Origin of the sequence: Streptomyces sp. NBC_00335, assembly GCF_036127095.1 — a bacterium.
Taxonomy (GTDB): Bacteria; Actinomycetota; Actinomycetes; order Streptomycetales; family Streptomycetaceae; genus Streptomyces.
In genome coordinates this window covers 6,409,038-6,435,362 of record NZ_CP108006.1, presented here as the reverse complement: position 1 = coordinate 6,435,362, position 26,325 = coordinate 6,409,038, and the positions used below count along the sequence as shown (strand labels likewise).

The window sequence follows — 26,325 nt, the reverse complement described above, 5'->3', positions numbered from 1 at the left end:
CTCCCCCTACTTCGCGCCCGTCGCCGCCACCCACGCCCCCGCCGCCCCGATCGCCGCGGCCGCGGCGGGGAGCGGCAGGCCGAGGAAGCCGTGGAAGACTCCGGGGAGCAGCTGGATCCCGCAGTCGACTCCGGCCTCCCCCAGCCTTCGCCCGTAGGCCAGGCCCTCGTCCCGCAGGACGTCGCAGTCGGCCAGGACCAGCAGCGTGCGCGGCAGCCCCGAGAGGTCGGGGGCCCGCAGCGGGGAGACGTGGGGGTGGGCCGGGTCGCCGCCGTACTGGTCCCAGTACCAGGCCATGTGCGCGGCCGTGTGGAAGTGGCCCTCCGCGAACTCGGCCACCGAGGGGTGGCCCATCGAGGCGTCCAGCGCCGGGTAGAACAGCAGCTGGCCCGCGATCAGTCCGGGGGCCCGCAGGGCCGTCACGGCCGCGAGGTTGCCTCCGCTGGAGTCCCCGGCGACGACCATCCGTGCGGGGTCGCAGCCCAGTTCGGCCGCCCGCGCCCGGGCCCAGAGCAGCACGGTCAGCGCGTCGTCCGGCGCCGCCGGCCACGGGTGTTCGGGGGCGAGGCGGTAGTCCGCGGAGACCACCACCGCGCCCGAGGCCACGGCCAGCGCCCGGCAGAGCGCGTCGTGGGTGTCCAGGCCGCACATCACCCAGCCCCCGCCGTGGAAGAACACCACCAGCGGGCGGTCCCCCGCGCCCGGCGCGGGGTCGTAGATCCGGACGGGGACCCCGTCCGCGACCGCGTCCCGTACGGAGGCCACCTCCACGCCGCCTCCCGGGGAGCCGGCCACGGCCGCCCGCAGGGCCGCCGCGTCGCCCGGGCCTGGGAAGACCGCCGCCATCGCGTCGCACAGCCGGCGGGCCGCCGGGGACAGCCGGTCGGCGGCGCTCATCGCGCGGTCATCCCGCCGTCGACCGTGAACTCCGCGCCCGTGATGTAGGAGGACCCGTCCGAGCAGAGGAAGAGGACCAGCTCCGCGACCTCCTCGGGCCGCCCGATCCGCCCCAGCGGCAGGTGCGACCAATCCCGTCCCGCGACGGCCTCGCTGACCATCGGGGTGTCGATCGCCCCCGGATGCACGGAGTTGATGCGGATCCGGTCCCCCGCCAGGTCCAGTGCGGCCGACTTCGTCAGCCCGCGCAGGGCGAACTTGGTGGAGCCGTACGCCGCGTGGCCCGGGATGCCGACCAGTCCGGCGGTGGAGGAGACGTTGACGATCGAGCCGCCGCCGGCGGCGCGCAGCACCGGGGCCACCGCCTGGATGCCGAGGAACGGTCCGAGGAGGTTGACGCGCAGCAGGGCTTCGAAGTCTTCGAGGCCCTGGCGCTCGACGTGGGCCGTGCGCCACAGCGCGGCGTTGTTGACCAGGGCGGAGACCGTGCCGAAGGCGCGTACGGCCTCGTGGACCACCTCCGCCCAGCTGTCGGCGTCGGCCACGTCGTGGCGTACGTACAGCCCCTGGTCACCGAGGGAGGCGGCCACCGCGCGGCCCTCCTCCTCCCGGATGTCGGTGACCACGACCCGCGCGCCGGCCTCGGCGCACAGCCGGGCCTCGGCCGCGCCCTGGCCGCGTCCGGCGCCGGTGATGACGACGACCTTGCCGTTAAGGACCTTGGCGTTGAGGACCTCGGCGTTGAGGACCTCGGCGTCGAGGGAGGTGTTCACCGGTCAGCCCTCCAGGGCGCGGAAGTGCGGGATGACGGTCTCGCCCCACTGGCGGATGGTCTCCATGCAGGCCTCCTGCGGGACGGTGCCCATCTGGATCAGGCACATGACCTCGTCGACGCCGATCTCGCGCAGCTGCTCGACGTAGGCGATGGCCGTCTGGGCGTTGCCGTAGGCATGCTCGGCGTTGTAGGTGCCGGTGTCTATGGGGCGGGCCGGGATGTTCGCCTCGTGGAGCCTGGCGACCAGTTCCTCGCGGCCCTTGTCCAGCGCGGCCACGTGCTCCTCGGCGGTCTCGTCCTCGGAGTAGCCGGTGGGCTCGGGGGCGTTGCCGTACCAGTGGGCGATGGACTCGGCGAAGAAGCGCTGGCCGCGGGTGCCCAGGCGCAGGGCCCGTTCGGCGTCGTCGAGGACGATGGTGGGGCAGAGTGCGGAGAGGTGGTCGTTGACCTCGGTGGAGACGAAGCGGTCGCCGCTGCGGGTGGCGATGGCCTCGTCGTAGACCTTGCGCATGGTGCGGACGTCGTCGGCGCCGGCGAAGCCCATCACGAGCGCTCCGATGCCCAGTTCGGCGGCGAGCTTGAGGGTGTCGTGCTTGGAGCAGGCCATGAAGAGCGGCGGGTGCGGGTCCTGGACGGGGCGGGGCAGGATCGCGCCGGGGCCGATGTCGATGGAGCCGTGCCACTCGAACTTCTCCTCGCGCCAGGCGGAGGAGAAGATCCGCAGCGCTTCCTCCATCTGCGGGTAGGTGTCCTCGGGGCGGACCCCGTACATGGACATCTCCTGGCGGGTGGCGCCGCGGCCGGCGCCGATGTCCACGCGGCCGCCGGAGAGCACGTCGAGCATGGCGGCGCGTTCGGCGACGCGGACGGGGTGCTGGTAGCCGAAGGGCATGGTGACGACGCCGTGGCCGATGCGGATCTTCTGGGTCCGGGCGGCGACCCAGGTCAGGAAGATCTCGGAGGCGCTCATGTGGGCGTACTGGGTGAGGGCGTGGTGCTCCACGGCCCAGATCCGGTCGAAGCCCATCTCCTCGGCGAACACGGCCTGTTCGACGCAGTCGTGGATGACCTGGCGCTCGCGTTCGGGCGTCGGGTCGACGAGCTGCGCCTCGAAGATCATCGAGAACTTCACGGGGTGCCTCCCAGCCGTGCGCTGCGCACGGCACATCGGTGATGTATTTCGAATAGGAATACTTCTAGCAGTCATACCCCGCCGGGGGAAGGGCGCCGCGAAGACCGGTCGTAGACTGCGCTGCGTGACGAACGAGGCGACAGAAGAGGCGAACGGCCGCACGCTCCCCGCGACCAGCTGGGCGGTGCTCGGGCTGCTCTCCTTCGGCGAGGAGCTCTCCGGTTACGACCTGAAGAAGTGGTCGGACTGGTCGCTGCGCTTCTTCTACTGGAGCCCGTCCTTCAGCCAGATCTACGGCGAGCTCAAGCGGCTGGAGAAGGCCGGCTACGCCTCTTCGCGGATGGTCGCCCAGGAGACCGGCACCCGCGACAAGCGGGTGTACCGGATCACCGAGGAGGGCATGACGGCCGTACGGCGCTGGGCGCGCGAGGCACCCGTCGACCCGCCGGTGCTCAAGCACGGGCCGATGCTGCGGCTGTGGCTCGGCCACCTGCTGGAGCCGGAGCAGATGCGCGAAGTCCTCGTACAGCACCAGGAGTTCGCGGAGAAGATGCGGCGGCGCGCGGTGGCCGACGCGGACGGGGCCAGGGAAGAGGCCTCGTGGGCGTACCCGACGCTCACCCTCAAGTGGGCCGAGCGGTACTACGCCTCCGAGCGCGACCTCGCGGGGGCCATGCTCGACGACATCGCGGAGCTGGAGAGGGCGCGCGGCGCGTCCCCCGACCCGGACTCGGCGCCGGGCAAGCCCGGCAAGCGCCCGTAGGTGCGCCGGAAGTAGAGCAGCGGCGCCCCTTCGCGGTGCGCCGTCAGGGCGGTGACCCGGCCCAGCGCGATGGCGTGGTCGCCGCCGTCCAGGACGGCCTCCACGCCGCATTCGACGGTGGCGAGGACCCCGTCGAGCAGGGGCGCGCCGTTGCCGCCGGCCCGCCAGGGGACCCCGGCGAACTTGTCGCCCCCGGTCACGGCGAACCGGCGGCACAGCTCCTGCTGGTCGGCGGCGAGGATGTTGACGGCGAAGGCCCCCGCCGCCTGGATCCGGGGCCAGGTGGTGGACGTGCGCGCCGGGCAGAAGCAGACCAGCGGCGGATCCAGGGACACGGACGAGAAGGACTGCACGGCCATCCCCACGGGACGGCCGTCGGCTCCGCATGCCGTGATGACGGCGACACCGGTGCAGAAGCTGGACAGGACCGACTTCATGTCGGACATGGCTTCCTCCCTCATGAGAACCCTCCCTGATTATTTCTACTAGGTATATGCCTAACCGAAACACCTGTGATTGGATACCGCCCACGCTCGCTCGTCAAGTAGGGAGGGTCCGATGCCACCACCACCCCCGCCTCAACAACAGCAACAGCAACAGCCGCAGGCGCAGCCGCTGCCGCAGCCGCCCGCCACGCTCGCCCGGCTCCCCGAGTACGCCGCCGCCGCGTACGGGGAGCGCGAGGCGCTCGCCGACGGAGAGGTCCGCTGGACCTTCGCCCGCCTCGCAGCCGAGATCTCCGCGGCCGCCCGCGCCGCCATCGCCCACGGCATCCGCCCCGGCGACCGGGTCGCGATCTGGGCGCCCAACAGCCGCCGGTGGATCACCGCCGCCCTCGGCGCGGTCGGCGCCGGAGCGGTCCTCGTACCGGTCAACACCCGCTACAAGCCCGCCGAGGCCGCCGACATCATCCGGCGCAGCGGCGCCCGCGTCCTGTTCACCGAGCGCGGGTTCCTCGGTACCGACTACGCCCGCGACCTGCACGCCTCCGGCGAGGCCCTCGGGGCGCTCGCCTCGACGGTGATCCTGCGGGACGGGCGCGAGAAGAGCCTCCCGACCGGTGCCGACGGCCCGCCCGGGAGCGTCTCCTGGGAGGCGTACCTGCAGGCCGGCGAGGCCGTCCCCGAAGCGGAGCGGGCCGCGCGCGCGGCCGCCGTACGCCCCGGGGACCTCAGCGACGTCCTCTACACCTCGGGCACCACCGGCCGCTCCAAAGGGGTGATGACCACCCACGGCCAGACCGTCCGGCTCTACGCCTCCTGGTCCGGCCTCGTCTCCCTGCGCCCCGGCGACCGCTACCTGCTGGTCAACCCCTTCTTCCACACCTTCGGCTACAAGGCGGGCGTGCTCGCCTGCCTCCTGCGCGGGGTCACCATGCTCCCCGAGGCCGTCTACGACACCGACCGCATCCTGCACCGCATGGCCGCCGAGCGCGTCACCTGCCTGATGGGCCCGCCGACCGTCTTCCACGGCCTGATCCGCCACCCGGCGCGGGCCGCCCACGACCTGTCCGCACTGCGCCTGGCCGGCACCGGAGCCGCCTCGGTGCCCACCTCCCTCGTCGAGGAGATCCGCGGCGAACTGGGGGCGCCCGACGTGTTCACCGCGTACGGGCTCACCGAGTCCGGCGGGGTCGTGTCCGTCTGCCCCACCGACGCCGACGCCTGGACCCTCGCCCACACCGTCGGCCCGCCGCTGCCGGACACCGAGGTACGGATCACCGACCCGCTCGGCGCCGTACTGCCCGCCGGGGAGCCGGGCGAGGTGCAGGTCCGCGGCTACCACGTCACCCCCGGCTACCTGGACGACCCGGCGAGCACCGCCGAAGCCGTACTGCCCGGCGGCTGGCTGCGCACCGGGGACATCGGCGTGCTGGACGGGCGGGGCTACCTCGCCATCACCGACCGGCTGAAGGACATGTACGTGGTCGGCGGCTTCAACGCCTATCCGGCGGAGGTGGAGAACGTGCTGCTGACCCACCCCGCCATCACCGACGCGGCGGTCGTCGGCGCCCCCGACGAGCGGCTCGGCGAGGTCGGGGTGGCCTACGTCGTCACCACCGGGCCGGTCACCTCCGAGGAGCTGACCGCCTGGACCCGGGAACGACTGGCCAACTTCAAGGTGCCGCGCCGGTTCACCCGGCTGGAGGAGCTCCCGCGCAACGCGGGCGGCAAGCTGCTGAAGACGGAGCTGCGCCGCACGGCGCGAGGGGAGTCGGCATGAGGCCGCTGGAGCCGACCGCGGAGCACGAAGAACTCCGGGACGCGGTACGGGCCGTCCTGGCACGCCACCCGGGCCACACGGCCTGGGCTCCGCTGACGGCGCAGATCGGCGCCGCCGCGCTGGCGGTCCCCGAGGAGTACGGCGGGCTGGGCTGCGGGCAGGCCGAAGTCGGGGTGGTCATGGCGGAGTTGGGGCGCGCGCTGAGCCCCGTACCGTACCTGGGCTCGGCGGTGCTGACCGTGGGGGCGCTGCTCGCGTCCGGCGACCGGGAGGCCTGCGCGAAGCACCTGCCGCACCTGGCGGAGGGCACGGTCGTGGGCGCCCTGGCCTGGGCGGAGTCCCCGGCCGGCGGGGAGGCGCCCCGGCCTTCCCGGGAGGCCGATCCGGACCCGGGGGCGAGCAGCGGGCCCGTGACGGGGGCCGCGCCCGGGCCCGGCGTCCCGCGCGGGGGCTGGGAGGCCCACGAGCTCGCGGCCCGGGCCGAGCCGGCAGGCTCCGACTGGCTCCTCACGGGCACCAAGCGGTACGTCCTGGCCGGGCCGGCGGAACCGTCCCTGCTGCTGGCCTTCGCCAGGACGGCCCCGGCCCCCGGCGCGGGCCGGGACACCGGCCCGCTCGGGCTGTTCGAGCTCCTCGCCGCGCCGGCGGCCTTCACCGTACGGTCCACGATGGACCGCACCCGCCCCCTCGCGGAGCTGACCTTGGACCGGACCCCGGCCCGGCTGCTCTCGGCCGACGGCGCGGGGGTCCTCGCCCGGGTCCGGGACCTGGCCTGCACGGCGCTCGCCGCCGAGCAGACGGGGGCGGCGGCGCGCGCGCTGGAGGCGACGGTCCGGTACGCGAAGGAGCGGGTGCAGTTCGGGCGGCCGATCGGCTCCTTCCAGGCGGTCAAGCACCGGCTCGCCGACCTGCACACCGCGGTGGAGGGGGCCCGCTCGCTCTCGCTCGCGGCGGCCGCCGCCGACGCGGCCCCGGACCTGGCGGCCGCCGCCAAGTCGGCCTGCTCGGAGGCCTACGCGTACGTGGCGGGCGAGATGATCCAGCTGCACGGCGGCATCGGCATCACCTGGGAGCACGAGGCGCACGAGTACTTCAAACGGGCCCACGGCTCGGCCCAGCTCTTCGGCTCTCCCTCCGCGCACAGGGAACGGCTGGCGGCCCGGCTGGGGTTCCTCCCGACCGGGTGACGCGCCGGCGACCGGGGGCACGGGGAACGGCCGCTGTCGTACGCTCGGCCCATGACGGGCAGTGCGATAAACCTCCGGAAGATCGAAGAGACCGCCCCGGCGCTGGTGAGCCTGTACAAGAGCGCCGGGACCTCGCTCCGCAAGCACGGCCTGGAGGGCGGACGCGCCGCGGTGTACCTGGTCCTCGACTACTCCGGCTCGATGCGCCCGTACTACGACGACGGCAGCGTGCAGGCCCTCGCCGACCGGGTGCTGGGGCTGTCCGCGCACCTGGACGACGACGCCCGCGTACCCGTCGTGTTCTTCTCCACGGAGGTCGACGCGCTGGAGGAAATCTCCCTCGCGGGCCACGAGGGGCGGGTCACCGCGATCGCCGCCGGCCTCGGCCACATGGGCAAGACGGCCTACCACGCGGCGATGGACGCGGTGATCGACCACTACCTGGACTCGGGGTCGACCGCCCCGGCGCTCGTCGTCTTCCAGACCGACGGCGGTCCCATCAACAAGCTCGCCGCCGAGAGGTACCTGTGCAAGGCGGCCCGGCTGCCGCTCTTCTGGCAGTTCGTCGGCTTCGGCAACACGCGCAGCTCACAGTTCGACTTCCTGCGGCGGCTGGACGAACTGCCCGTCCCGGCCAAGCGGGTCGTGGACAACGCCGGCTACTTCCACGCCGGCCCGGACCCGCGGACCGTCCCCGACCCGGAGCTGTACGACCGGCTGGTCGGGGAGTTCCCGGGCTGGCTGGCGGCGGCCCGGGCGGCGGGAATCGTGCGCGCCTGACCGGCGGTTGTCACCCCCTCGCGCTTTGATGGACGTATGACGACGAACAACTGGGCCGTATTCGAAAAGGCGGAACCGGACTTCGCGGCGGCCGTACAGGCCCGCTTCGCTCAGTTCCCGCACCACGTCCTGGCGACCTTGCGCAAGGACGGCTCCCCGCGCGCGACCGGACTCAACGTCGAGATCCGCGGCGGCGAGCTGTGGCTGGGCATGATGCCGGGTTCGATGAAGGGCAAGGACCTGCGGCGCGACGGGCGCTTCGCCCTGCACACCAACCCGGGCGCCGGCGAGACCATGCCCGACGGGGACGTACGGATCTCCGGGCGCGCGGTGGAGATCGTGGAGCAGCCCGAGCTCCACCGGTACGCGGAGGAGGCCGAGGAGAACGACACCCCGCACCCCTTCGACCTGTTCCGCGCCGAGCTGACGGAGGTGGTGCACGTCGGCGTCGAGGGCGACGACCTGGTGGTCCGCTCGTGGACCCCGGAGCACGGGCTGCGCACCCTGCGCCGGGGCAACGACGACGAGCCGGCCCGCGAGGAGCCCGCGGCGGGCTGAGCCCGTGCTGGTCACGGCACTAGACCCTGGCCGGGGTCTTCGCCGGGACCTTCGGAGCCTTGGCCGGAACCTTGGCCGGGGTCTTGCCCGAGGCCTTCGGGGCCTTGGGCGTCTTGCCCGGGGCCTTCGGGGCCTTCGGGGCCTTGGCCGGGGCCGGGGTCTGCGCGCCGACGTCCAGCCAGCTCCGGTCGATGTTGAGCGTCACGCCCCCGTACGTGGCGTCGTGGTCCCCCCGGAACTGGTGGGCGCGGCGGCCCCCCGTCCACTGGCTCGTACCGGCGGGCAGGCCCAGGTCGGCGTCGGTGACGGAGGCGGCGCCGTTCCAGCGGGCCACCCACAGCACGTCGGGCATGGCGTCCGGGGCCTGGGCGTAGTGGGCGCTCAGCGCCTTGGCCCCGGAGCTCGCCGCGACGTAGGCGGCGGCGCCGTAGCCCAGTTCGTGCAGGCGGACCGTCCAGGCCGTGAGGTAGGCGACGACCGGGGCGTCCCAGGTGGCCCGGTCCGAGTAGTTCTCCAGGTCGTTGTAGAGGACCGTGCCCTCGGCCAGGCCCAGTGCCGCGGCCGCGTGGGCCGCGCCCTCGGCCTCGGCCCGGCCCTGGTCGTTGGCCTCCGAGGGGTCGGTGGACAGCCCCGTGGAGGAGCTGTTCCAGGGCTGGGGGCCGACCCAGATCGGCATGAGGTGCCAGCCCGCCTCGGCCTGCCGGCTCACCCATCCGGCGGTGAGCTGCGGCTGGGCGCAGGCGCGGGCGCGGCCGCCGATGTAGACGCCGACGGCGCCGAAGGGCGAGTCGGTCCGCCAGGCGTTCATGGTGCGCTGGGTGGGGGCCGTGCAGGCGTCGAAGCCCTCGCCGGTGAAGGGCGTCTGGACGGTGGTACGGGGACCCCCGCCGACGGTGCCGACCGGATCGACGGGGACCGGGCCGGGGGCGGCCGGGGGTGTGAGGGCGCGGGCCCGGGTGAGGACCGCGCGGACGGCCTCGGGGGTGGACCCGTAGGAAACGGTGGCCATCACCCCGGCGCGGCGCAGGGCGTAGCGGATCTCGTTGCTGTCGCCCCGGACCTTGGGCAGGGGGTCGCCCTCGTCGCCCCCGACGGTGGGGATGTCGGCGCGCGGCGGGGCCCCGTCGAGCGGCTCCAGGTGCAGGGTGTCGGAGCGGGGGGCGGCCGCGCGGGCGGCTCCGCATTCGCCCTGGGCGCCGGCGTGCCCGAGGTAGAGGGTGGGCAGGTCGAGGCGCAGGCAGGCGTCGGGGTTCCGGTCGAGGTCGACGACCCGCCAGTCGGCGGGGACGGTGAGGCGCAGCCCGCGGTAGTCGACGGTGCGGCCGTCGGGGACGGGGCCGTCGGCGGCCCCGAGGGGGACGGGAGCGAGCAGCGCGGCGCCCAGCAGGCAGCTCAACATCATGTGGGAGGGGAGCATGTGACCCACTGTTACCAGAAGGCCCGGGTGTTGACGCAGAGGCACGAGAGCCCTGCGTCACCTGTTGACGTGACGGCCGCACCTCACCGCGGACGCCCCCCTCGCTCTCCTACTCCACCGCCGGGCGGCCCTTGCTCCGGCGGGGCGCGGCGGCGCCGCGGATCTCCTCCGTGGCCGCGCGGAACGCGGGCGCGGCGCGGGCGAAGTAGTCGAAGAGCAGGGCCTGCTGCTCCGGGGTGTAGGAGCCGATCACGGCCGCGATGTGCCGGCGGGCCGGTGCGACCGCGTCCTCGACCCGGTCCAGCGCGTCCGCCACGGGCTCCACGATGACCCGGCGCCGGTCCCCGGGGTCGGCGGCCCGGCGGGCGTAACCGGCCCGTTCGAGGCGGTCGATGAGCCGGGTCGTCGCGCCCGTGGTGAGCCCGGTGCGCGTGGCGAGCTCGCCGGAGGACAGGCCCCCCTCCAGGGTGATGAGGCTGAGGGCGTACCACTCCGAGGTGTGCAGACCGGCCGCCTCGGCACTGGCCAGCCCCTGGAGGCCGACGGCGTCCAGGTAGTGCCGGAAGACCGTGTGCGCATCCGGACCACCGCTGCCTGTTGCCATGTTCGGGATCGCCTCCTACCTTTATATCTGCACGCATGCAGATACTGCGTTCGCTCAGTATCTGCGCCAGTCTAGCCAAATGGGGAGTGATCCGTCATGCAGCAGCCCACCAGCGAGTCCATCGCCTCCGCCTCGGCCTCCGTCCGGACCGTGCTCGACCGGCTCGTCTCCGCCTGGGAGCGCCACGACGCCGAGGCGTACGGCGAGCTGTTCACCGAGGACGCCACGTACGTCACCTACGTCGGCACCTTCTACCGGGGCCGCCGCGACATCGCGGACAGCCACCGCGCCCTCTTCGCCGGCTTCCTCAAGGGCACCCGGCTGGCGGACGAGATCCTCGACATCCGCTTCTACGGGCCCGACGCGGCCGTGGTCAACGGCCGCGGGGACACCTACAAGGGCAAGCGCCCGCAGAAGCTCACCAAGATCCAGACGTACACCCTCGTCCGCGACACGGACGGGTCATGGCGGATCGCCGCCTTCCAGAACACCAAGCGCAAGCCCCTGATGGAGGCCGTGTCCTACCGGTTCGCCCCGGGCCTCGTCCCGGCCGCCGAGCGCTGACCGGGCGGGAGGACGGGGGCGGCCACGCCGGCTCCCGCCCCCTCCTTCTCCCCTTCCTTCCCCCTCTCCTTCCTCCCCCTCCCCTACTCCTGGTCTTGGAAGGCCGGCAGGGCGAAGATCCGCTCCTTCCCCGCCTCCTCCATCAGCTCGACGAGCGGCAGCACCAGCTCCCACAGGTCCTGCTCGCCGACCTCGCGCACCAGTCCGTCGAGCTCCGCGTCGCCCAGTCCGGCGGCGGCATCGGCCACCACCTTGCGCGCCTCCTCGGGCAGGACGCCGACCAGCGGGAGGAAGGCGCCCCACAGCGCGGTCGCCACGACGGCCCGTACCACCCCGGCCAGCACGAGCGGGTCCCGCAGGGAGTCCAGCCGGGCCACCGCGAGCCGGTCCTCCTCGCCGAGCAGCGCCACGAGCGGGAGCAGCGACTCCCACAGGCCTTCGGCGTGCGTCACCCGTACGAGCGAGTCGAGTTCGGCGGCGCCGAGGCGGGCGGTGAGCTCGGCGATCCGCAGCCGCTGGTCGCCGCCGACCATCGCGGCGACCCCGAGGGCTTCCTCCCAGAGCCCCTCGGCGGCAGCTGCCCGTACGACCGCGCCGAGGCGGTCGTCGCCCATGAGCTCCAGGATCCGGGGCAGCCGCTCGGGCAGGTCCACGTAGAAACCGGCGCGCAGCACGACGGCGTCGTCGACCTGGTCGAGGATCCGGCGGAGCACCTGGTCCCGCATGTGGCCGACGAACCGACCCATGGTGAGGTGGTCGCGGTTCTCGGCGAGGGTGGTGGCGATGCGTACGACGAGCCCCTCGTCGAGCCGGTCGACGATGCCGGAGATCTTCCGCGGGTCCAGGTGTCCGCAGGCCTCGGCGGTGAAGGAGACGGGCAGCTTCTCGATGATGGCGGCGGCCCGGCCCGCCTCCAGCCGGCCGGCCACGCCGGCGGCCAGCCGGGGTCCGAGCGCCTTCTGCGAGATGGCGGCCGCCACCCCGGCCGGCACCAGCTTGGTCGCGGCGGCGATGCGGTCGAGCATCTCGGGTGCGCCGTCGTTCAGTACGCCGCTGACCTGCTCCCGGAACGCCCGTACGTCCTCGTCCGGCAGCCCGCGCAGGAAGCCGAGCTCCCCGGCTTCCGCGCCCACCAGCCGGGCGATCTTCTCCACTTCGGCGCGGCTCACCGGAACAGCACCTTGCGCACGGCCCCGCGTGCGAGGGCGGGGACCAGCCCCAGCGCCTCCTCGGCGGCCTGGTTCAGGCCTTCGGCCTGACGCGCCCGCTCCGCTTTGAGCGCCTCGGCGAGCCGTACGAGCTCCCCGGCATCCAGCTCCGCGAACGACGCGGGGGGCCGGGCGCCCCCCAACTCCCCGCTCAAGCGGCCCATTTCCTCATCTGTACGCACGGGACGACCTCCCACACCAGAGACGACACGACGGCTCGCGTCGAGCGTGGGCCCGAATTGACTAATAGTCAATACTTGCGGGTAGGGCCGCCCGGGGGCATCAGCTCCCGCTCTCCACCAGCTCCTTGAGGACGAGGTCGAGCGCGGTGGCCCGTACGCCGAGCACGGTCTCGGTCTCGGAAGCGTCGAGGCGCAGCGCCCCGTCGTACATGTACGCCATCTCCGGGACCTCGGCCATGACGGCGTCCCGGGCGACCAGCTCGGCCAGTTCCCCGGGCGTCATCCGCCGGAGCCGCGGGTCCGGCGCACCCGCGGCTGCGGCGAGCCGGGCGGCCAAGGCCCGGATGGACAGTTCCGAGGTGGACGGCACGTGCCAGGCGCGGCCCCAGCCGTCCTCCCGGCCGCCGACGGCGACGAGGGTGCGGGCCACATCGCCCACGTAGGACCAGGCGTGCGCCTCGTCCAGGCCGACCGGGAGCGCCGCCTCCGTGCCCGCGAGGACGGCGGGGGCGACCGTCCAGGTGAACAGGGAGAGCGCGCCTTCGCCGAGGAAGTCGCCGGCCCGGACCTCGGCGGCGCGCACGCGCCCGGCCTCGTGGGCGGCCAGGGCCTCCTCCCAGATCGCGGCGCGCACCCGCCCCTTGTCCGAGGTCGGCCGCAGGGGCAGACCGGGGGTCAGGGGCTGCGCCGCGGATCCGTACCCGTAGAGGTTGCCCAGCATCACGTAGTCCGTGCCGGTCCGCCCGGCGGCGGTGAGCAGGGAGGCCGCCAGCGGCGGGAAGGCGGTGCGCCAGTCCTGGTAGGCGGGAGCGGCCGCGTTGTAGAGGGTGCGCGCACCGCGGAGCAGTTCGGTGAGGCGGTCGGTGTCGGTGATGTCGGCGGCGACCCGCTCGACGAGCGGATGCTCGGGCCCGCCGCCGCTGCGGGTGATGACACGGACCTGTTCGCCGGACGCGGCGAGCAGGCGGGCGGTGGCGGTGCCGATCGGGCCGGCGCCGGTGACGACGTGCACGGACATGGCTGTACTCCCCTGTCGAGGGCGCGAGTTGTTCACGCGATGGATCAACCCTCGCCCGGTGCGGCGCCGTACAGTAGTGGCCCGAATGCCAGCCGTCCGGAGATTCGAGCCATGACGACTCCTCCCGCACACGGTCCCGCTTCCGCCCCTGCGGCCCACCGCCCGCATCGCGTGACGGTCATCGCGGTCCCCCCGGTGACCACCTTCGACCTGTCGATCCCGGAGGTGGTCTTCGGCGCGACGCGCATCGGGGAGGACCCGGCCTACGAGGTGACGGTCTGCACCCCCGCCCCCGGCGTCGTCGCCGCGGCGATCGGCATCGACATCGTCGTGCGCCACGGCCTGGAGGCGATCGAGCGGGCCGACACGGTGATGGTGACGGGGACGGGCGCCCGGGTCAGCGCCGACCCGCGCGTACTGGACGCCTTGCGGACCGCCGCCGCGCAGGGCCGGCGCATCGCGTCCATCTGCACCGGCGCGTTCGTCCTGGCCCAGGCCGGTCTCCTCGGCTCCCGCCGCGCCACGACCTTCTGGAGCATGTCGCAGGAGTTCAGGGAGCGCTTCCCCGCGGTCGACCTCGTGCCGGGCGTGCTGTTCGTCGAGGACGGCGGGGTGCTGACCTCGGCGGGGCTCTCCGCGGGGATCGACCTGTGCCTGCACATGGTGCGCTGCGACTACGGGGCCGCCGTCGCGAACGGCACCGCCCGCCTGGTGGTCGCGGCCCCCGTACGGCCGGGCGGTCAGGCCCAGTTCATCGAGACCCCGCTCCCGGCCGACCGCGGCACCTCCCTCGCCGCGACCCGCGCCTGGGCCCTGGCCCGCCTGCACGAACCGACCGCCCTGGCCGACCTGGCCCGGCACGCGGGCCTGAGCGTGCGCACCCTGACCCGCCGCTTCCGCTCGGAGACGGGTCTCAGCCCCCTGCAGTGGCTCCTGCACCAACGCCTGCACCGGGCCCGCGAGATCCTGGAGACGACCGTCCTCCCCGTGGACCAGGTGGCCGCCCGGAGCGGCCTCGGCACGGCGGACTCCCTCCGTACCCACCTGGTCCGCTCCACGGGCCTCACCCCGACCGCCTACCGGACCATGGCACGGGTCCGGCAGCCGTAGGGCGGGTGCTCGGCCCTACGACCGGGTCGGGGCGGCGGCCCGCTCCAGCACCTCCAGGACGGTGTCGCGGAACAGGGTGGTCTTGTACCCGGTCTGCGGTAGTGGGCGGCAGCGGGCCAGTACCGTCGCGGCCGCCGCCGCGAGGGCTTCGGGGGTGGCTTCCCGGCCGATCAGGGCGGCCTCGACCTCCGGCAGCCGCAGCGGAACCCGTGCCACCCCGCCCGCCGCGACGGCGGCGTGCGTGACGGTGGCGCCGTCCAGTGCGAGCCGGGCGGTGGCCTCGACCAGGGGCCATTCGCCGTGGGCCCGGCTGGTCGCCCGGTGGCAGGCGGCGCGTTCGCCCGGCAGGGGCGGCGGCAGCAGGACCGCGGTGAGGATGCGGTCCGGTGCCAGCAGGTGGTCGGCCTGGTGGAGCCGGTCGCCGTCCCCGTACAACTCGGCGACGCCGCGCGGCGATTCGCCGTGGACCTCGACCCCGGCGTCGTAGGTGAGCAGGGCCATCGCGAGGGTCGACGGGTGCGGGGCGACGCACGGGCCGTCGCCGCTGACCACACCGAAGTGGTGGTCGCCCTCGCGTGCGGGGCAGCCGGAGCCGCCCTTCTGGAGGCAGCTGAAGTGCGGATTGCGGTAGTACCAGCAGCGGTTGCGCTGGAGCAGGTTGCCGCCCAGCGTGCCGGCGGCGCGGATCTGCGGGGTCGCCGCGGTCCCGGCCGACACCGCCAGGGCGGGCCAGCCGGAGCGTACCCGCGGGTCGGTGGTCAGCTCGGCGAGCGTGGTCAGGGCGCCGATCCGCAGCCCGCCGTCGGGCAGTGGCGTACAGCCGCGCAGGCTGCCCGCACCGTCGAGGTCGGTGAACGGGCCCGGGGCGATGCCGGAGCGCTGCCGGGCGGTGGTGTCGGTTCCGCCGGCGCGCAGCTCCCCGCCGCGCGCCAGGACGGCGGCCGAGAGGTCGGTGAGGGTGGGCTCGGTGCTCACGTACCCAGTCCTTCCAGGAGGCGGTCGGGGCGGATGGGCATGTCGTACGGGCGCCAGCCGGTGGCGTCGTGGACCGCGTTGGCCAGGGCGGCCGCGGTGGGCAGGGTGGAGATCTCCCCGAGGCCGACTCCGCCGCCGGGGACGTGGTCGAAGCCCTCCTGGTGGAAGTGGACGGTGATCTCGGGGGTGTCCCCGATGCCGGGGATGCGGTAGTCCTCCAGGTTGTCGGTCAGCACCCGCCCCGTGGCCGGGTCGGTGCGCCGCTCCTCGAACAGGGCGTAGCCGACGCCCTGGACGACAGCGCCCTCGCACTGGCTGCGGGCGAGCCGTTCCTCGTGGATGCGGCCCGCGGCGATGCCGCTCCACACGCGCAGCGGGCGGATCCGGCCGAGCCGGGTGTCCACCTCCACCTCGGCGACCTGCACCGATCCGGTAAAGCCGCGGCCGATCGCCACGCCACCCATGGTCAGGTTGAGGGGGGTCACGAAGCCCCGGTGGTCCCGGGTGCGCCGGCCGGTGACCCGTACGCCGTGCGCCATGCCCAGCCGGGAGGCCACGTCGCCGTCACCGCCGCCGAGCGCCTCGCGCAGCCGTGCGGCGGCGTCCGCGGCGGCGGGCACGATCGACGGCGTGGTGCGGCTGCCGCCGGAAGTCGGGCCGTGGACGGTGTCGCTGTGCCCGACCTCGGCGCGCACCCTCTCCTCCGGTACGCCGAGCCCTTCGGCGACGGCGCGGCGCAGTACGGTGCGCGAGCCCGTGCCCATGTCCTGCACGGCGCAGCGGGCGACGACGATCCCGTCCTCGACGGTGAGCTCGACCTCGGTGACGGGGTCGAGGAAGTACAGCCAGTTGGCCGCCGCGACGCCGACGCCCCGGCGGAAGCGCCCGGTGCCGCCGCGGGTGCCCGCCCAGGCCGGGAGGGCGGAGGCCAGGTCGTACAGCGCGTGGCGCTTCGGGTTGCCGTCCCAGCGGCGCCGCAGGGCGATCGGATCCTCTCCCAGCCGGTGGGCCATCTCGTCGACGGCCTGTTCCAGGGCCCAGCACATCGTGGGTCCGCCCGGGCCGCGGAAGGGCGCGCCCGGCGGCCGGTGGGTGACGGTGTCGAAGTCCCGTAGCCGGCGCGGGGCCTTGCCGTACATGAACCGGGCGAGCGCGGCGACGGTGCCGCCCACCGAGACCCCGCCGTCGGTGTCCACGTCCATGGCCAGCGCGCTCAGCCCGCCGGTGGCGTCGGCGGCCATCGCCAGCCGGATCCGGGTGCCGGGCCGGTACCCGCCGTCGGTGAGCTCCTCGTCCCGGTCCAGCACCACCCGTACGGGGGCGCCGTGCAGCCGGGCCAGTTCCGCCGCGGCGATCACGTCGGAGGTCAGCCCCATCTTGCAGCCGAAGCCGCCGCCGACGTGGACGGCCCGGGCCACCACCCGTTCGAGGGGCACGCCGAAGCGCTCGGCGGCGAGTACGGCCACCTGCTTGACCGACTGCGTGGACACCTCCAGGTGGAGGGTGCCTTCGTCCCAGCGGGCCAGGCAGGCGTGCGGTTCGAGCGGGGTGTGGGTTTGCGCGGCGGTCGTGAACAGCCCCTCGACCACCCGCTCGGGGCTGTTCTTACGGGCCTCCGTGATCCGGCGCACGGCCGTGGCGGGCCGCTTGCTCATGGCGGAGGGTCCCCGCCGGTTCCCGCGCCAGCGCGCGGGCGTCAGCTGAGGAGCCTCCCCCGACCCGGGCGCCAGCTTCCGCGACGCCTTGTCCTCGTAGACCAGCGGCCCCTCGCCGGCCCGGGCCCGGCTCACGTCGAGGGCGGCCGGCAGCACCTCGTACTCCACCTTGACCCGCCCGGCGGCCGCCCGCGCCGAGGCCCGGTCCGCCGCGGCGACCGCCGCCACGGGCTGCCCGACGTACCGCACCACTCCGTCGGGGGGCAGCAGCGGCACCAGCGCCAGATCCCCCGCCTCCAGGGACCGTACGTACGCGTGCGCGTGCGGCGAGCGGATGATCACCCCCTCCAGCAGCCCCTCCGGCCGGTGATCGGTGGTGTACCGGGCCGACCCGTCGACCTTCTCGGGAGCCTCGGCGCGCGGCGGCGCCGGCACCTCCCCGTCGTAGTCCCCCGCACAGGCCGCCGCCACGGCACTGAAGATCCCCTCGTACGCCCCGCACCGGCACAGGTGCCCCGCCAGCGCCTCCGCGATCTCCTCCCGCCCCGGCCTGCTCCGCCCGTGCGCGGCCCGCCACCGCTCGAAGAACGCGGCCGCCTCGACCACGAACCCGGGCGTGCAGTAACCGCACTGGAGCGCGTCCTCACCGGCGAAGGCACGCCCGACCGGGTGACCGGCCAGCCCCTCCACCGTCGTCACCCGCCTCCCGGCCAGCCGCACCGCCGGCGTCAGACACGCCACCCGCGGCTCGCCGTCGACCTGCACCGTGCACGCCCCGCAGACCCCGCCGGCGCAGACCAGCTTGGTCCCCGTCAGCCCCAACTGCTCCCGCACCACCTCCACGGCAGCCGGATCATCGTCCACGTCCACCACACACGGGACGCCATTGACCTCGAACTCCACGAGACGCACTCCTCAACCGTGGGGGGCGACGACCCCCACACCATCCGGGCTCGCCTTCACCCCCTTGATAACCCGCCACGGCCCACCCCGCAGTTCGGCACACCCACCCCGAAACGCCACAACGCCCGCCACCCCTGGTCGGGGACGTGGCGGGCGCTGTGTCCCAGTCACTCACCTCACGCCGAGGCCACCTTGAATCCGGCCCGGATCACCTTGCCCACCCGTTCGTCGCGGATCCGGAACTCGTCCGCAGGCTCGACCACCAACCACAACCCCCGGCCGCTCCGGGCACCGAGGTCGGGCTGTTCCACGACGGGGCGACCCGGGCCGCTGTCGCGCACCTCGATCGTCACGATCCCGCCCGCCCACTCCAGACGCACGGCGAACTCCCGCCCCAGCGGGACCCCGTGCAGAACGGCATTCGTGGCGAGCTCGGACACACAGAGCCGTATGTCGTCGCGCCGCTCGGACACGCCCCAATCACCAAGCGTGTCTCCCACGAACTGACGGGCCGCGCGCACCGAGGCACGGGCCCGAGGGAACCGCTGCTGCCGGGACAAGGACATAGCACCCCACCGCCTTAACGCTGAGCTTCCAAGGCCTCACAGAACGTATCGCTATTCGCGAAAAGCGGCAAGGTTTGCAGGCTGGGATAGCGCGGAGGCGTCGCTTAACGTGGGCACCGGCAGACAGCGACGGACACTCGGGAGGCACCGTGAGCGGCAGCGGATGGACCGGCACGTCGATGCCGTACCTGACCCCTCGCCCCGACGGGGACTCCGATGCCTGGACCGCCGAGGCTGAGGCAGCGGGCCGCCGCGGCGCGCAGCGCATCCTGCACGCCGGCGCGGCCGACACCCCGGCCGAGGTCGCCCGCATGCTCGACCTCACAAGCGGGGAATCCGTCATCGTCCGCCGCCGGATCATCGAACTCGACGGCGAGCCAACCGAATTGACCGACACCTACTACCCTGCCGACATCGCCGCGGGCACCCCTCTGGCCGGCACGGCAAAGATCCGGGGCGGCGCGGTGACCCTGCTGGCCTCGCTGGGACACATCGGCGTACGGGCCGTCGAGAACGTGACGGCCCGGATGCCCGGCTCCGAGGAGCGGGAGCATCTGGGCCTCGGGCCGTTCGAGCCGATCCTCCAACTCGCCCGGACCACCTATGACTCGGCGGGCCGGCCGATTCAGGCCGACGTGATGGTCATGCCTGCCGGACGCCAGCAGTTGCGGTACGAGATCGACATCGAGGTCGCATGACCCTGTCCAGTTCCGAAGCCGCAGGCCCCGACCCCCGGCCGCTCCATGCCCGCATCGCCGCCGATCTGCGGGACGAGATCATGAACGGCGACCTCGCACCCGGATCGAAGCTGCCTTCGACGTCACAGCTGAAATCCCGGTTCGACGCCTCCAACGCAACGATCCAGAAGGCCGTCCGGCTCCTCAAGGACGAGGGACTGGCTCTGGGCCGTGCGGGCGCGGCAGTGACCGTACGAGACACCCGGCAGCGGACCGTCCGCCCTTCAGGCTCCCTCACGCCCGCCGTGGATGGGGCGTCCTACCCATGGCTCACCGAAGCATCGGAACCGGCCCGCGCGGCACACAGCACGTTGCTGGCAGTGGAAGAGGTGTCCGTCGTCGGTGATGTCGCCGCCGCTCTCGGCCTCCCCGAGGGCAGTGCGGCCGTGTGCAGACGCCAGCTGATCACCATCGAGGGCGAACCCGCCGAGCTGGTGAGCTCGTACTACCCGCCGGACCTCGCGCGCGGCACCGCCCTCGCGGAACCCCGCCGGATCCGGGGCGGCACTCCGACCCTGCTGACGGAACTCGGCTTCCCACCCCGCCACAGCATGGACCGGCTCTCCGCCCGCGTCGCGACGCAGGAGCAGTACACCGCCCTACGGCTACCCGGCGACCTCCCCGTCCTGCGGACCCTCCGTGCGGTTTACGGCGCGGAGGGACAGCCGATCGAGGTCACCGTCATGGTGAAGGCAGGCCACCTGTACGAGCTCCAGTACGAGTTCGCGCCCGAAGCCTGACCACCCCGGAACGCCACAACGCCCGCCACCCCTGGTCGGGGACGTGGCGGGCGTTGTGTCGAGTGCCGTACTTCGTTGTACGGACCGTATGAGGGGTCCTCCCGGAGGAGGGGTTCTGCAGGTACTGCGTGTTACACGGTGATCGAGCGGTCCGTCGGCTTGACCGGGTACGGGAGGGCGCTGGTGCCGGTCAGGAAGCGGTCCACGCCGCGGGCGGCCGAGCGGCCTTCCGCGATGGCCCAGACGATCAGCGACTGGCCGCGGCCGGCGTCGCCGGCGACGAAGACGCCGTCGACGTTGGTCGCGTAGGAGGCGTCGCGCTCGATGTTGCCGCGGGCGTCCATCGCCAGGCCGAACTGCGCCGTGAGGCCGTTCTCCTGGTCGGTGCCGGTGAAGCCCATCGCCAGGGTGACCAGCTGCGCGGGGAGGACGCGCTCGGTGCCGGGCTTCTGGACGAGCTTGCCGTCCTCGAAGGCGACCTCGACGAGGTGGAGGGCCTTGACGTTGCCGTCCTCGTCGCCCTCGAAGTGGGTGGTGGAGACGGAGTAGATCCGCTCGCCGCCCTCCTCGTGAGCAGAGGTGACCTTGTACAGCATGGGGAAGGTCGGCCAGGGCTGGCCGGCCGGCCGGTCCTCGGAGGGACGCGGCATGATCTCCAGCTGCGTGACCGAGGCCGCGCCCTGGCGGTGGGCGGTGCCCACGCAGTCCGCGCCGGTGTCGCCGCCGCCGATGACGACCACGTGCTTGCCCTCGGCCGTGATGGGGGGCGCCATGAAGTCGCCCTCCTGGACCTTGTTCGCGAGGGGGAGGTACTCCATCGCGAAGTGGATGCCGTTCAGGTCGCGGCCCGGGACCGGGAGGTCGCGGGAGATCGTCGCGCCCGCCGCGATGACGACCGCGTCGAACCGCTTGCGCAGGTCCGTGGCGGTGACGTCGCGGCCGACCTCGACGCCCGTACGGAACTTGGTGCCCTCCGCGCGCATCTGCTCGATGCGGCGGTTGATGTGCACCTTCTCCATCTTGAACTCGGGGATGCCGTAGCGCAGCAGCCCGCCGATGCGGTCGGCGCGCTCGTACACCACCACGGTGTGGCCGGCCCGGGTCAGCTGCTGGGCCGCGGCGAGACCCGCCGGGCCGGAGCCGATGACCGCGGCGGTCTTGCCCGACAGGCGCTCGGGCGCCTGCGGGGTGACGTCGCCGTTGTCCCACGCCTTGTCGATGATCGAGACTTCGACGTTCTTGATGGTGACGGCCGGCTGGTTGATGCCGAGCACGCAGGCGGACTCGCACGGCGCCGGGCACAGCCGCCCGGTGAACTCCGGGAAGTTGTTCGTCGCGTGCAGCCGCTCGGAGGCGGCGGTCCAGTCCTCGCGGTACGCGAAGTCGTTCCACTCGGGGATCAGGTTCCCGAGGGGGCAGCCGTTGTGGCAGAACGGGATGCCGCAGTCCATGCAGCGGCCGGCCTGCTTGCTGATGATCGGCAGCAGCGAGCCCGGAACGTAGACCTCGTTCCAGTCCTGGAGGCGCTCGGCCACAGGACGGGTGCAGGCGGTCTCGCGCGGGGTGGTGAGGAAGCCCTTCGGGTCAGCCATTGGTCGCCGCCTCCATCATCTTCTCCGTGGTCTCGGACTCGGAGAGTCCGGCGAGCTCAGCGGCGTCCTTGGCGGCGAGCACTGCCTTGTACGTGGTCGGGATGATCTTGCTGAAGCGGGCCGCCGAGGCGGTCCAGTCAGCCAGGAGCTTCGCGGCCACGGTCGAGCCGGTCTCCTCCTCGTGGCGGCGCACCACATCGTGCAGCCACTGGGCATCCGTGTCGGAGAGGGCTTCGACCGCGCCCGTGTTGCCGACGTTGACGTTGTTCGGGTCGAGGTCGATGACGTACGCGACGCCGCCCGACATGCCCGCCGCGAAGTTGCGGCCCGTCTCGCCGAGGACGACCGCGGTGCCGCCGGTCATGTACTCGCAGCCGTGGTCGCCCACGCCTTCCGAGACGACCAGGGCGCCGGAGTTGCGGACGCAGAAGCGCTCGCCGGTGCGGCCGCGCAGGAACAGCTCGCCGCCGGTGGCGCCGTAGCCGATCGTGTTGCCCGCGATGGTCGAGTACTCGGCCAGGTGGTCGGCGCCGCGGTCCGGGCGGACCACGACGCGGCCGCCGGAGAGGCCCTTGCCGACGTAGTCGTTGGCGTCGCCCTCGAGGCGCAGCGTGACACCGCTGGGCAGGAAGGCGCCGAAGGACTGGCCGGCGGAGCCGGTGAAGGTCAGGTCGATGGTGTTGTCGGGCAGGCCCGCGCCACCGAACTTCTTCGTGACCTCGTGGCCGAGCATGGTGCCGACCGTGCGGTTGATGTTGCGGATCGCGACCTGGGCGCGGACCGGCTGCGCGGTCTCGGCCGAGTCGGCGTTCAGCGCGTCCGCGGCGAGGCGGATGAGCTCGTTGTCGAGCGCCTTCTCCAGACCGTGGTCCTGCTCGATCAGGGCGTGGCGGACCGCGCCCTCGGGCAGCTCCGGCACGTAGAAGAGCGGCTCCAGGTCGAGACCCTGCGCCTTCCAGTGCGTGACGGCCTTGCTGGTGTCGAGGAGCTCGGCGTGGCCGACGGCCTCCTCGATCGTGCGGAAGCCCAGCTCGGCGAGGAGCTCGCGCACCTCCTCCGCGATGAACTCGAAGAAGTTGACGACGAACTCGGGCTTGCCGGAGAAGCGGTCGCGCAGGACCGGGTTCTGGGTGGCGATGCCGACCGGGCAGGTGTCCAGGTGGCAGACGCGCATCATGACGCAGCCGGAGACGACGAGCGGCGCGGTCGCGAAACCGAACTCCTCGGCGCCGAGCAGCGCGGCGATGATGACGTCGCGGCCGGTCTTGAGCTGGCCGTCCGTCTGGACCACGATGCGGTCGCGCAGCCCGTTGAGCAGGAGGGTCTGCTGGGTCTCGGCGAGGCCGAGCTCCCAGGGACCGCCCGCGTGCTTCAGCGAGGTGAGCGGGGACGCGCCCGTACCGCCGTCGTGGCCGGAGATGAGCACGACGTCCGCGTGGGCCTTGGAGACACCGGCCGCGACCGTACCCACGCCGACCTCGGAGACCAGCTTCACGTGGATGCGGGCGACCGGGTTGGCGTTCTTGAGGTCGTGGATCAGCTGAGCCAGGTCCTCGATGGAGTAGATGTCGTGGTGCGGCGGCGGGGAGATCAGGCCGACACCCGGGGTGGAGTGCCGGGTCTTGGCGACCCACGGGTAGACCTTGTGGCCGGGCAGCTGGCCGCCCTCGCCGGGCTTGGCACCCTGCGCCATCTTGATCTGGATGTCGTCCGCGTTGACCAGGTACTCGCTCGTGACACCGAAGCGGCCGGAGGCGACCTGCTTGATGGAGGAGCGGCGCGCCGGGTCGTACAGGCGGTCCGGGTCCTCGCCGCCCTCACCGGTGTTGGACTTCGCGCCCAACTGGTTCATGGCGATGGCGAGGGTCTCGTGCGCCTCCTTGGAGATGGAGCCGTACGACATGGCGCCGGTGGAGAAGCGCTTGACGATGTCGGCGACCGACTCGACCTCGTCGATGGAGATGGCTTCGCGCTCGGACTTGAAGCCGAAGAGCCCGCGGAGCGTCATCAGGCGCTCGGACTGCTCGTTCACCCGGTCCGTGTACTGCTTGAAGATGTCGTACCGGCGGTTGCGCGTGGCGTGCTGCAGGCGGAAGACCGTGTCCGGGTCGAACAGGTGCGGCTCGCCCTCGCGGCGCCACTGGTACTCGCCGCCGATCTCCAGCGCGCGGTGCGTGGCCGCGATGCCGGAGGCCGGGTACGCCTTGGTGTGGCGCGCGGCCACCTCCTTGGCGATGACGTCCAGGCCGGCGCCGCCGATCTTCGTGGCGGTGCCCGCGAAGTACGCCGCGACGAACTCCTCGTTCAGGCCGACGGCCTCGAAGACCTGCGCGCCGCGGTAGGAGGCGACGGTGGAGATGCCCATCTTGGACATGACCTTCAGGACGCCCTTGCCGAGCGCGTAGATCAGGTTCTTGATGGCCTGCTCCGGCTCCAGGCCGGACAGGAAGGTGCCCGCGGCGAGGAGGTCCTCGACGGACTCCATGGCGAGGTACGGGTTGACCGCGGCCGCGCCGTAGCCGATGAGCAGCGCGACGTGGTGGACCTCGCGGACGTCGCCGGCCTCGACCAGCAGGCCCACCTGGGTGCGCTGCTTGGTGGCGATGAGGTGGTGGTGCACGGCCGAGGTGAGCAGCAGCGACGGGATCGGCGCGTGCTCGGCGTCGGAGTGACGGTCCGAGAGGACGATCAGGTGCGCGCCGTTCTCGATGGCCGCGTCGACCTCGCCGCGGATCTCCTCGATGCGGGCGGCCAGGGCCGCACCGCCGCCCGAGACCCGGTACAGGCCCGAGAGGGTGGCGGCCTTCATGCCCGGCATGTCGCCGTCGGCGTTGACGTGGATGAGCTTGGCCAGCTCGTCGTTGTCGATCACCGGGAACGGCAGGGTGACGCTGCGGCAGGACGCGGCGGTCGGCTCCAGCAGGTTGCCCTGCGGGCCGAGCGAGGACAGCAGCGAGGTGACGAGCTCCTCGCGGATGGCGTCCAGCGGCGGGTTGGTGACCTGCGCGAAGAGCTGGGTGAAGTAGTCGAAGAGCAGCCGGGGGCGCTCGGACAGGGCCGCGATCGGGGAGTCCGTACCCATGGAGCCGAGCGGCTCGCCGGCGCTGCGGGCCATCGGCGCGAGGATGACGCGGAGCTCTTCCTCGGTGTAGCCGAAGGTCTGCTGGCGGCGGGTGACCGAGGCGTGGGTGTGCACGATGTGCTCACGCTCGGGCAGGTCCGTCAGCTCGATCTCGCCCGTCTCCAGCCATTCGGCGTACGGGTGCTCGGCGGCCAGCGCGTCCTTGATCTCGTCGTCTTCGATGATCCGCTTCTGGGCGGTGTCGACGAGGAACATCTTGCCGGGCTGCAGGCGGCCCTTGCGGACGACCTTGGCCGGGTCGATGTCCAGGACGCCGACCTCGGAGGAGAGCACGACGAAGTCGTCGTCGGTGACCCAGTAGCGGCCGGGGCGCAGACCGTTGCGGTCGAGGACCGCGCCGACCTGGGTGCCGTCGGTGAAGGTGACGCAGGCGGGGCCGTCCCACGGCTCCATCTGCGTGGAGTGGTACTTGTAGAACGCGCGGCGGGCCGGCGACATGGAGGTGTGGTTCTCCCACGCCTCCGGGATCATCATCAGCACGCTGTGCGGGAGGGACCGGCCGCCGAGGTGGAGCAGCTCCAGGACCTCGTCGAAGGAGGCCGAGTCGGAGGCGTCCGGGGTGCAGATCGGGAAGATCCGCTCCAGGGCACCCTCGCCGAAGAGGCCGGAGGCCAGCTGGGACTCGCGGGCCCGCATCCAGTTCCGGTTGCCCTTGACCGTGTTGATCTCGCCGTTGTGCGCGACGAAGCGGTACGGGTGGGCCAGCGGCCACGACGGGAAGGTGTTCGTCGAGAACCGGGAGTGGACCAGGGCGATCGCGGAGGCGAAGCGGCGGTCCGAGAGGTCCGGGAAGAAGGGCTCCAGCTGGCCGGTGGTCAGCATGCCCTTGTAGACGATCGTGCGGGCCGAGAGCGACGGGAAGTAGACCCCGGCCTCGCGCTCGGCGCGCTTGCGCAGCACGAAGGCCTTGCGGTCCAGCTCGATGCCCGAGGTCCCGTTGCTGACGAACAGCTGCGAGAAGGCCGGCATGGTGGCGCGGGCGCCGTTGCCGAGCAGGTCGGGGGTGACCGGAACCTCGCGCCAGCCGAGAACCGTGAGGTTCTCCTCGGCGGCGATGGCCTCGATCTGCTCCACGGCGACGGCCTGTGCGGTGCCGTCGGCGGGGAGGAAGGCGATGCCGACGGCGTACGCGCCGGCCTCGGGAAGGTCGAAACCGGCCACGTCGCGCAGGAACGCGTCCGGGACCTGGGAGAGGATGCCGGCGCCGTCGCCCGAGTCGGGCTCGGATCCGGTGGCGCCTCGGTGCTCGAGGTTCCGCAATACGGTCAGCGCCTGCTCGACCAGCGTGTGGCTGGCCTCGCCGGTGAGGTTGGCCACAAAGCCGACGCCACAGGCGTCGTGCTCGTTGCGCGGGTCGTACATGCCCTGCTGGGCGGGGCGACCGTCCATGGGCGACCAGGCGGTGTTGCTGAGGCCGGTCGCGGAGTGCGTGGATGCGGAACGCATCGGCTCTCCCGTCGTCGTCGTGGCATATGTGCATAGCCGAGGGACGACGTTGGCCCTCTGCGAAATTTCGTGCAGATTACATGATGACGACAATCCCGCGAAGCGGATATGTCATTCCAGCATGCGGACACTGCACGGAGCAGACAAGAGG

The 26,325-nt window shown here is 73.0% G+C and carries 22 protein-coding genes and 1 pseudogene; 9 read left to right on the top strand and 14 right to left on the bottom strand.

What is annotated here, in order from left to right; translation table 11 throughout:
* Positions 1-6: 6 nt before the first annotated feature.
* From OHA37_RS29185 to OHA37_RS29175, 3 genes are read right to left on the bottom strand one after another with little or no spacing between them, the layout of a single operon-like run.
* Positions 7-897 (bottom strand): alpha/beta hydrolase, encoded by an 891-nt coding sequence (locus OHA37_RS29185; RefSeq protein ID WP_266909534.1) that lies wholly within the window; start codon positions 895-897, stop codon positions 7-9.
* Positions 894-1,670, bottom strand: coding sequence for an SDR family NAD(P)-dependent oxidoreductase (locus OHA37_RS29180; protein ID WP_266909533.1), 777 nt, complete (start codon positions 1,668-1,670; stop codon positions 894-896). The genes OHA37_RS29185 and OHA37_RS29180 overlap by 4 nt, the downstream gene beginning before the upstream one ends.
* 3 nt (positions 1,671-1,673) lie before the next feature.
* Positions 1,674-2,804 (bottom strand): LLM class flavin-dependent oxidoreductase, encoded by a 1,131-nt coding sequence (locus tag OHA37_RS29175; protein ID WP_266909532.1) that lies wholly within the window; start codon positions 2,802-2,804, stop codon positions 1,674-1,676.
* A 115-nt stretch (positions 2,805-2,919) separates the two neighbouring features.
* Here OHA37_RS29175 and OHA37_RS29170 point away from each other — a divergent pair, with 115 nt between their 5' ends.
* Positions 2,920-3,567: a helix-turn-helix transcriptional regulator gene (locus OHA37_RS29170; RefSeq protein WP_443046337.1), complete on the top strand. Its 648-nt coding sequence runs from the start codon at positions 2,920-2,922 to the stop codon at positions 3,565-3,567.
* A 47-nt stretch (positions 3,568-3,614) separates the two neighbouring features.
* Here OHA37_RS29170 and OHA37_RS29165 read toward each other — a convergent pair.
* Positions 3,615-4,004 (bottom strand): annotated as a pseudogene (locus OHA37_RS29165) (flavin reductase family protein); the annotation flags it as partial.
* Positions 4,005-4,125: 121 nt separating this feature from the next.
* Between OHA37_RS29165 and OHA37_RS29160 the strand changes: the two are divergent.
* The 4 genes from OHA37_RS29160 to OHA37_RS29145 are packed head-to-tail and all read left to right on the top strand — an operon-like array spanning position 4,126 to position 8,315.
* On the top strand, positions 4,126-5,790 hold the full coding sequence (locus OHA37_RS29160) for a FadD3 family acyl-CoA ligase (RefSeq protein ID WP_266909530.1): 1,665 nt from the start codon (positions 4,126-4,128) through the stop codon (positions 5,788-5,790).
* Complete coding sequence (locus OHA37_RS29155; RefSeq protein ID WP_323182368.1) at positions 5,787-6,977, top strand: acyl-CoA dehydrogenase family protein; 1,191 nt, start codon at positions 5,787-5,789, stop codon at positions 6,975-6,977. Before OHA37_RS29160 ends, OHA37_RS29155 begins: the two co-directional genes overlap by 4 nt.
* A 51-nt stretch (positions 6,978-7,028) precedes the next feature.
* Complete coding sequence (locus OHA37_RS29150; RefSeq protein ID WP_266909529.1) at positions 7,029-7,757, top strand: vWA domain-containing protein; 729 nt, start codon at positions 7,029-7,031, stop codon at positions 7,755-7,757.
* A gap of 36 nt (positions 7,758-7,793) precedes the next feature.
* On the top strand, positions 7,794-8,315 hold the full coding sequence (locus OHA37_RS29145) for a pyridoxamine 5'-phosphate oxidase family protein (protein ID WP_266909528.1): 522 nt from the start codon (positions 7,794-7,796) through the stop codon (positions 8,313-8,315).
* A gap of 19 nt (positions 8,316-8,334) precedes the next feature.
* Here OHA37_RS29145 and OHA37_RS29140 read toward each other — a convergent pair whose 3' ends face one another.
* Entirely contained in the window at positions 8,335-9,732 is a 1,398-nt protein-coding gene (locus tag OHA37_RS29140; protein WP_266909527.1) for a DUF1906 domain-containing protein, read from the bottom strand.
* Positions 9,733-9,841: 109 nt separating this feature from the next.
* Positions 9,842-10,336, bottom strand: coding sequence for a MarR family winged helix-turn-helix transcriptional regulator (locus OHA37_RS29135; protein ID WP_266909526.1), 495 nt, complete (start codon positions 10,334-10,336; stop codon positions 9,842-9,844).
* A 96-nt stretch (positions 10,337-10,432) separates the two neighbouring features.
* Here OHA37_RS29135 and OHA37_RS29130 point away from each other — a divergent pair, with 96 nt between their 5' ends.
* Positions 10,433-10,900: an SgcJ/EcaC family oxidoreductase gene (locus OHA37_RS29130; protein ID WP_266909525.1), complete on the top strand. Its 468-nt coding sequence runs from the start codon at positions 10,433-10,435 to the stop codon at positions 10,898-10,900.
* Positions 10,901-10,983: 83 nt separating this feature from the next.
* Here OHA37_RS29130 and OHA37_RS29125 read toward each other — a convergent pair whose 3' ends face one another.
* The 3 genes from OHA37_RS29125 to OHA37_RS29115 all read right to left on the bottom strand — a co-directional run bounded on the left by OHA37_RS29125 (position 10,984) and on the right by OHA37_RS29115 (position 13,308).
* Entirely contained in the window at positions 10,984-12,069 is a 1,086-nt protein-coding gene (locus OHA37_RS29125) for a hypothetical protein (RefSeq protein ID WP_266909524.1), read from the bottom strand.
* Positions 12,066-12,272 carry a hypothetical protein gene (locus tag OHA37_RS29120; RefSeq protein ID WP_266913178.1) on the bottom strand — a complete coding sequence of 69 codons (207 nt, stop codon included), beginning with the start codon at positions 12,270-12,272 and terminating at the stop codon, positions 12,066-12,068. Before OHA37_RS29120 ends, OHA37_RS29125 begins: the two co-directional genes overlap by 4 nt.
* 118 nt (positions 12,273-12,390) lie before the next feature.
* Entirely contained in the window at positions 12,391-13,308 is a 918-nt protein-coding gene (locus OHA37_RS29115) for an NAD-dependent epimerase/dehydratase family protein (protein WP_266909523.1), read from the bottom strand.
* A 111-nt stretch (positions 13,309-13,419) separates the two neighbouring features.
* Here OHA37_RS29115 and OHA37_RS29110 point away from each other — a divergent pair, with 111 nt between their 5' ends.
* Positions 13,420-14,418 carry a GlxA family transcriptional regulator gene (locus OHA37_RS29110; protein WP_266909522.1) on the top strand — a complete coding sequence of 333 codons (999 nt, stop codon included), beginning with the start codon at positions 13,420-13,422 and terminating at the stop codon, positions 14,416-14,418.
* A 15-nt stretch (positions 14,419-14,433) separates the two neighbouring features.
* Here OHA37_RS29110 and OHA37_RS29105 read toward each other — a convergent pair whose 3' ends face one another.
* From OHA37_RS29105 to OHA37_RS29095, 3 genes are all read right to left on the bottom strand, one after another.
* Positions 14,434-15,393, bottom strand: a complete 960-nt coding sequence (locus tag OHA37_RS29105) for an FAD binding domain-containing protein (protein WP_266909521.1) — start codon at positions 15,391-15,393, stop codon at positions 14,434-14,436.
* Complete coding sequence (locus tag OHA37_RS29100) at positions 15,390-17,960, bottom strand: molybdopterin-dependent oxidoreductase (RefSeq protein ID WP_328694422.1); 2,571 nt, start codon at positions 17,958-17,960, stop codon at positions 15,390-15,392. The genes OHA37_RS29105 and OHA37_RS29100 overlap by 4 nt, the downstream gene beginning before the upstream one ends.
* Before the next feature lie 167 nt (positions 17,961-18,127).
* Positions 18,128-18,517 carry an ATP-binding protein gene (locus OHA37_RS29095; protein ID WP_266909519.1) on the bottom strand — a complete coding sequence of 130 codons (390 nt, stop codon included), beginning with the start codon at positions 18,515-18,517 and terminating at the stop codon, positions 18,128-18,130.
* A 149-nt stretch (positions 18,518-18,666) separates the two neighbouring features.
* On the opposite strand from OHA37_RS29095, the gene OHA37_RS29090 reads away from it, so the two are divergent.
* A complete protein-coding gene (locus OHA37_RS29090) occupies positions 18,667-19,215 on the top strand; it encodes a GntR family transcriptional regulator (protein ID WP_266909518.1) in 549 nt (182 codons plus the stop codon).
* The gene (locus OHA37_RS29085; RefSeq protein WP_266909517.1) at positions 19,212-19,994 is read left to right on the top strand and encodes a GntR family transcriptional regulator; all 783 of its coding nucleotides are present in this window, start codon (positions 19,212-19,214) and stop codon (positions 19,992-19,994) included. The genes OHA37_RS29090 and OHA37_RS29085 overlap by 4 nt, the downstream gene beginning before the upstream one ends.
* A 131-nt stretch (positions 19,995-20,125) precedes the next feature.
* Here OHA37_RS29085 and OHA37_RS29080 read toward each other — a convergent pair whose 3' ends face one another.
* Positions 20,126-21,586, bottom strand: coding sequence for a glutamate synthase subunit beta (locus tag OHA37_RS29080; RefSeq protein ID WP_266909516.1), 1,461 nt, complete (start codon positions 21,584-21,586; stop codon positions 20,126-20,128).
* Complete coding sequence (gene gltB, locus OHA37_RS29075; protein WP_266913176.1) at positions 21,579-26,117, bottom strand: glutamate synthase large subunit; 4,539 nt, start codon at positions 26,115-26,117, stop codon at positions 21,579-21,581. The genes OHA37_RS29080 and gltB overlap by 8 nt, the downstream gene beginning before the upstream one ends.
* Between the last annotated feature and the right edge of the window lie 208 nt (positions 26,118-26,325).

Coding starts and splice junctions, on each gene's coding strand:
- OHA37_RS29120 (WP_266913178.1), bottom strand. CDS start 12,272: ATGGGCCGCTTGAGCGGGGAGTTGGGGGGCGCCCGGCCCCCCGCGTCG.
- OHA37_RS29080 (WP_266909516.1), bottom strand. CDS start 21,586: ATGGCTGACCCGAAGGGCTTCCTCACCACCCCGCGCGAGACCGCCTGC.
- OHA37_RS29115 (WP_266909523.1), bottom strand. CDS start 13,308: ATGTCCGTGCACGTCGTCACCGGCGCCGGCCCGATCGGCACCGCCACC.
- OHA37_RS29085 (WP_266909517.1), top strand. CDS start 19,212: ATGACCCTGTCCAGTTCCGAAGCCGCAGGCCCCGACCCCCGGCCGCTC.
- OHA37_RS29110 (WP_266909522.1), top strand. CDS start 13,420: ATGACGACTCCTCCCGCACACGGTCCCGCTTCCGCCCCTGCGGCCCAC.
- OHA37_RS29130 (WP_266909525.1), top strand. CDS start 10,433: ATGCAGCAGCCCACCAGCGAGTCCATCGCCTCCGCCTCGGCCTCCGTC.
- OHA37_RS29155 (WP_323182368.1), top strand. CDS start 5,787: ATGAGGCCGCTGGAGCCGACCGCGGAGCACGAAGAACTCCGGGACGCG.
- OHA37_RS29160 (WP_266909530.1), top strand. CDS start 4,126: ATGCCACCACCACCCCCGCCTCAACAACAGCAACAGCAACAGCCGCAG.
- OHA37_RS29140 (WP_266909527.1), bottom strand. CDS start 9,732: ATGCTCCCCTCCCACATGATGTTGAGCTGCCTGCTGGGCGCCGCGCTG.
- OHA37_RS29135 (WP_266909526.1), bottom strand. CDS start 10,336: ATGGCAACAGGCAGCGGTGGTCCGGATGCGCACACGGTCTTCCGGCAC.
- OHA37_RS29145 (WP_266909528.1), top strand. CDS start 7,794: ATGACGACGAACAACTGGGCCGTATTCGAAAAGGCGGAACCGGACTTC.
- gltB (WP_266913176.1), bottom strand. CDS start 26,117: ATGGACGGTCGCCCCGCCCAGCAGGGCATGTACGACCCGCGCAACGAG.
- OHA37_RS29185 (WP_266909534.1), bottom strand. CDS start 897: ATGAGCGCCGCCGACCGGCTGTCCCCGGCGGCCCGCCGGCTGTGCGAC.
- OHA37_RS29095 (WP_266909519.1), bottom strand. CDS start 18,517: ATGTCCTTGTCCCGGCAGCAGCGGTTCCCTCGGGCCCGTGCCTCGGTG.
- OHA37_RS29150 (WP_266909529.1), top strand. CDS start 7,029: ATGACGGGCAGTGCGATAAACCTCCGGAAGATCGAAGAGACCGCCCCG.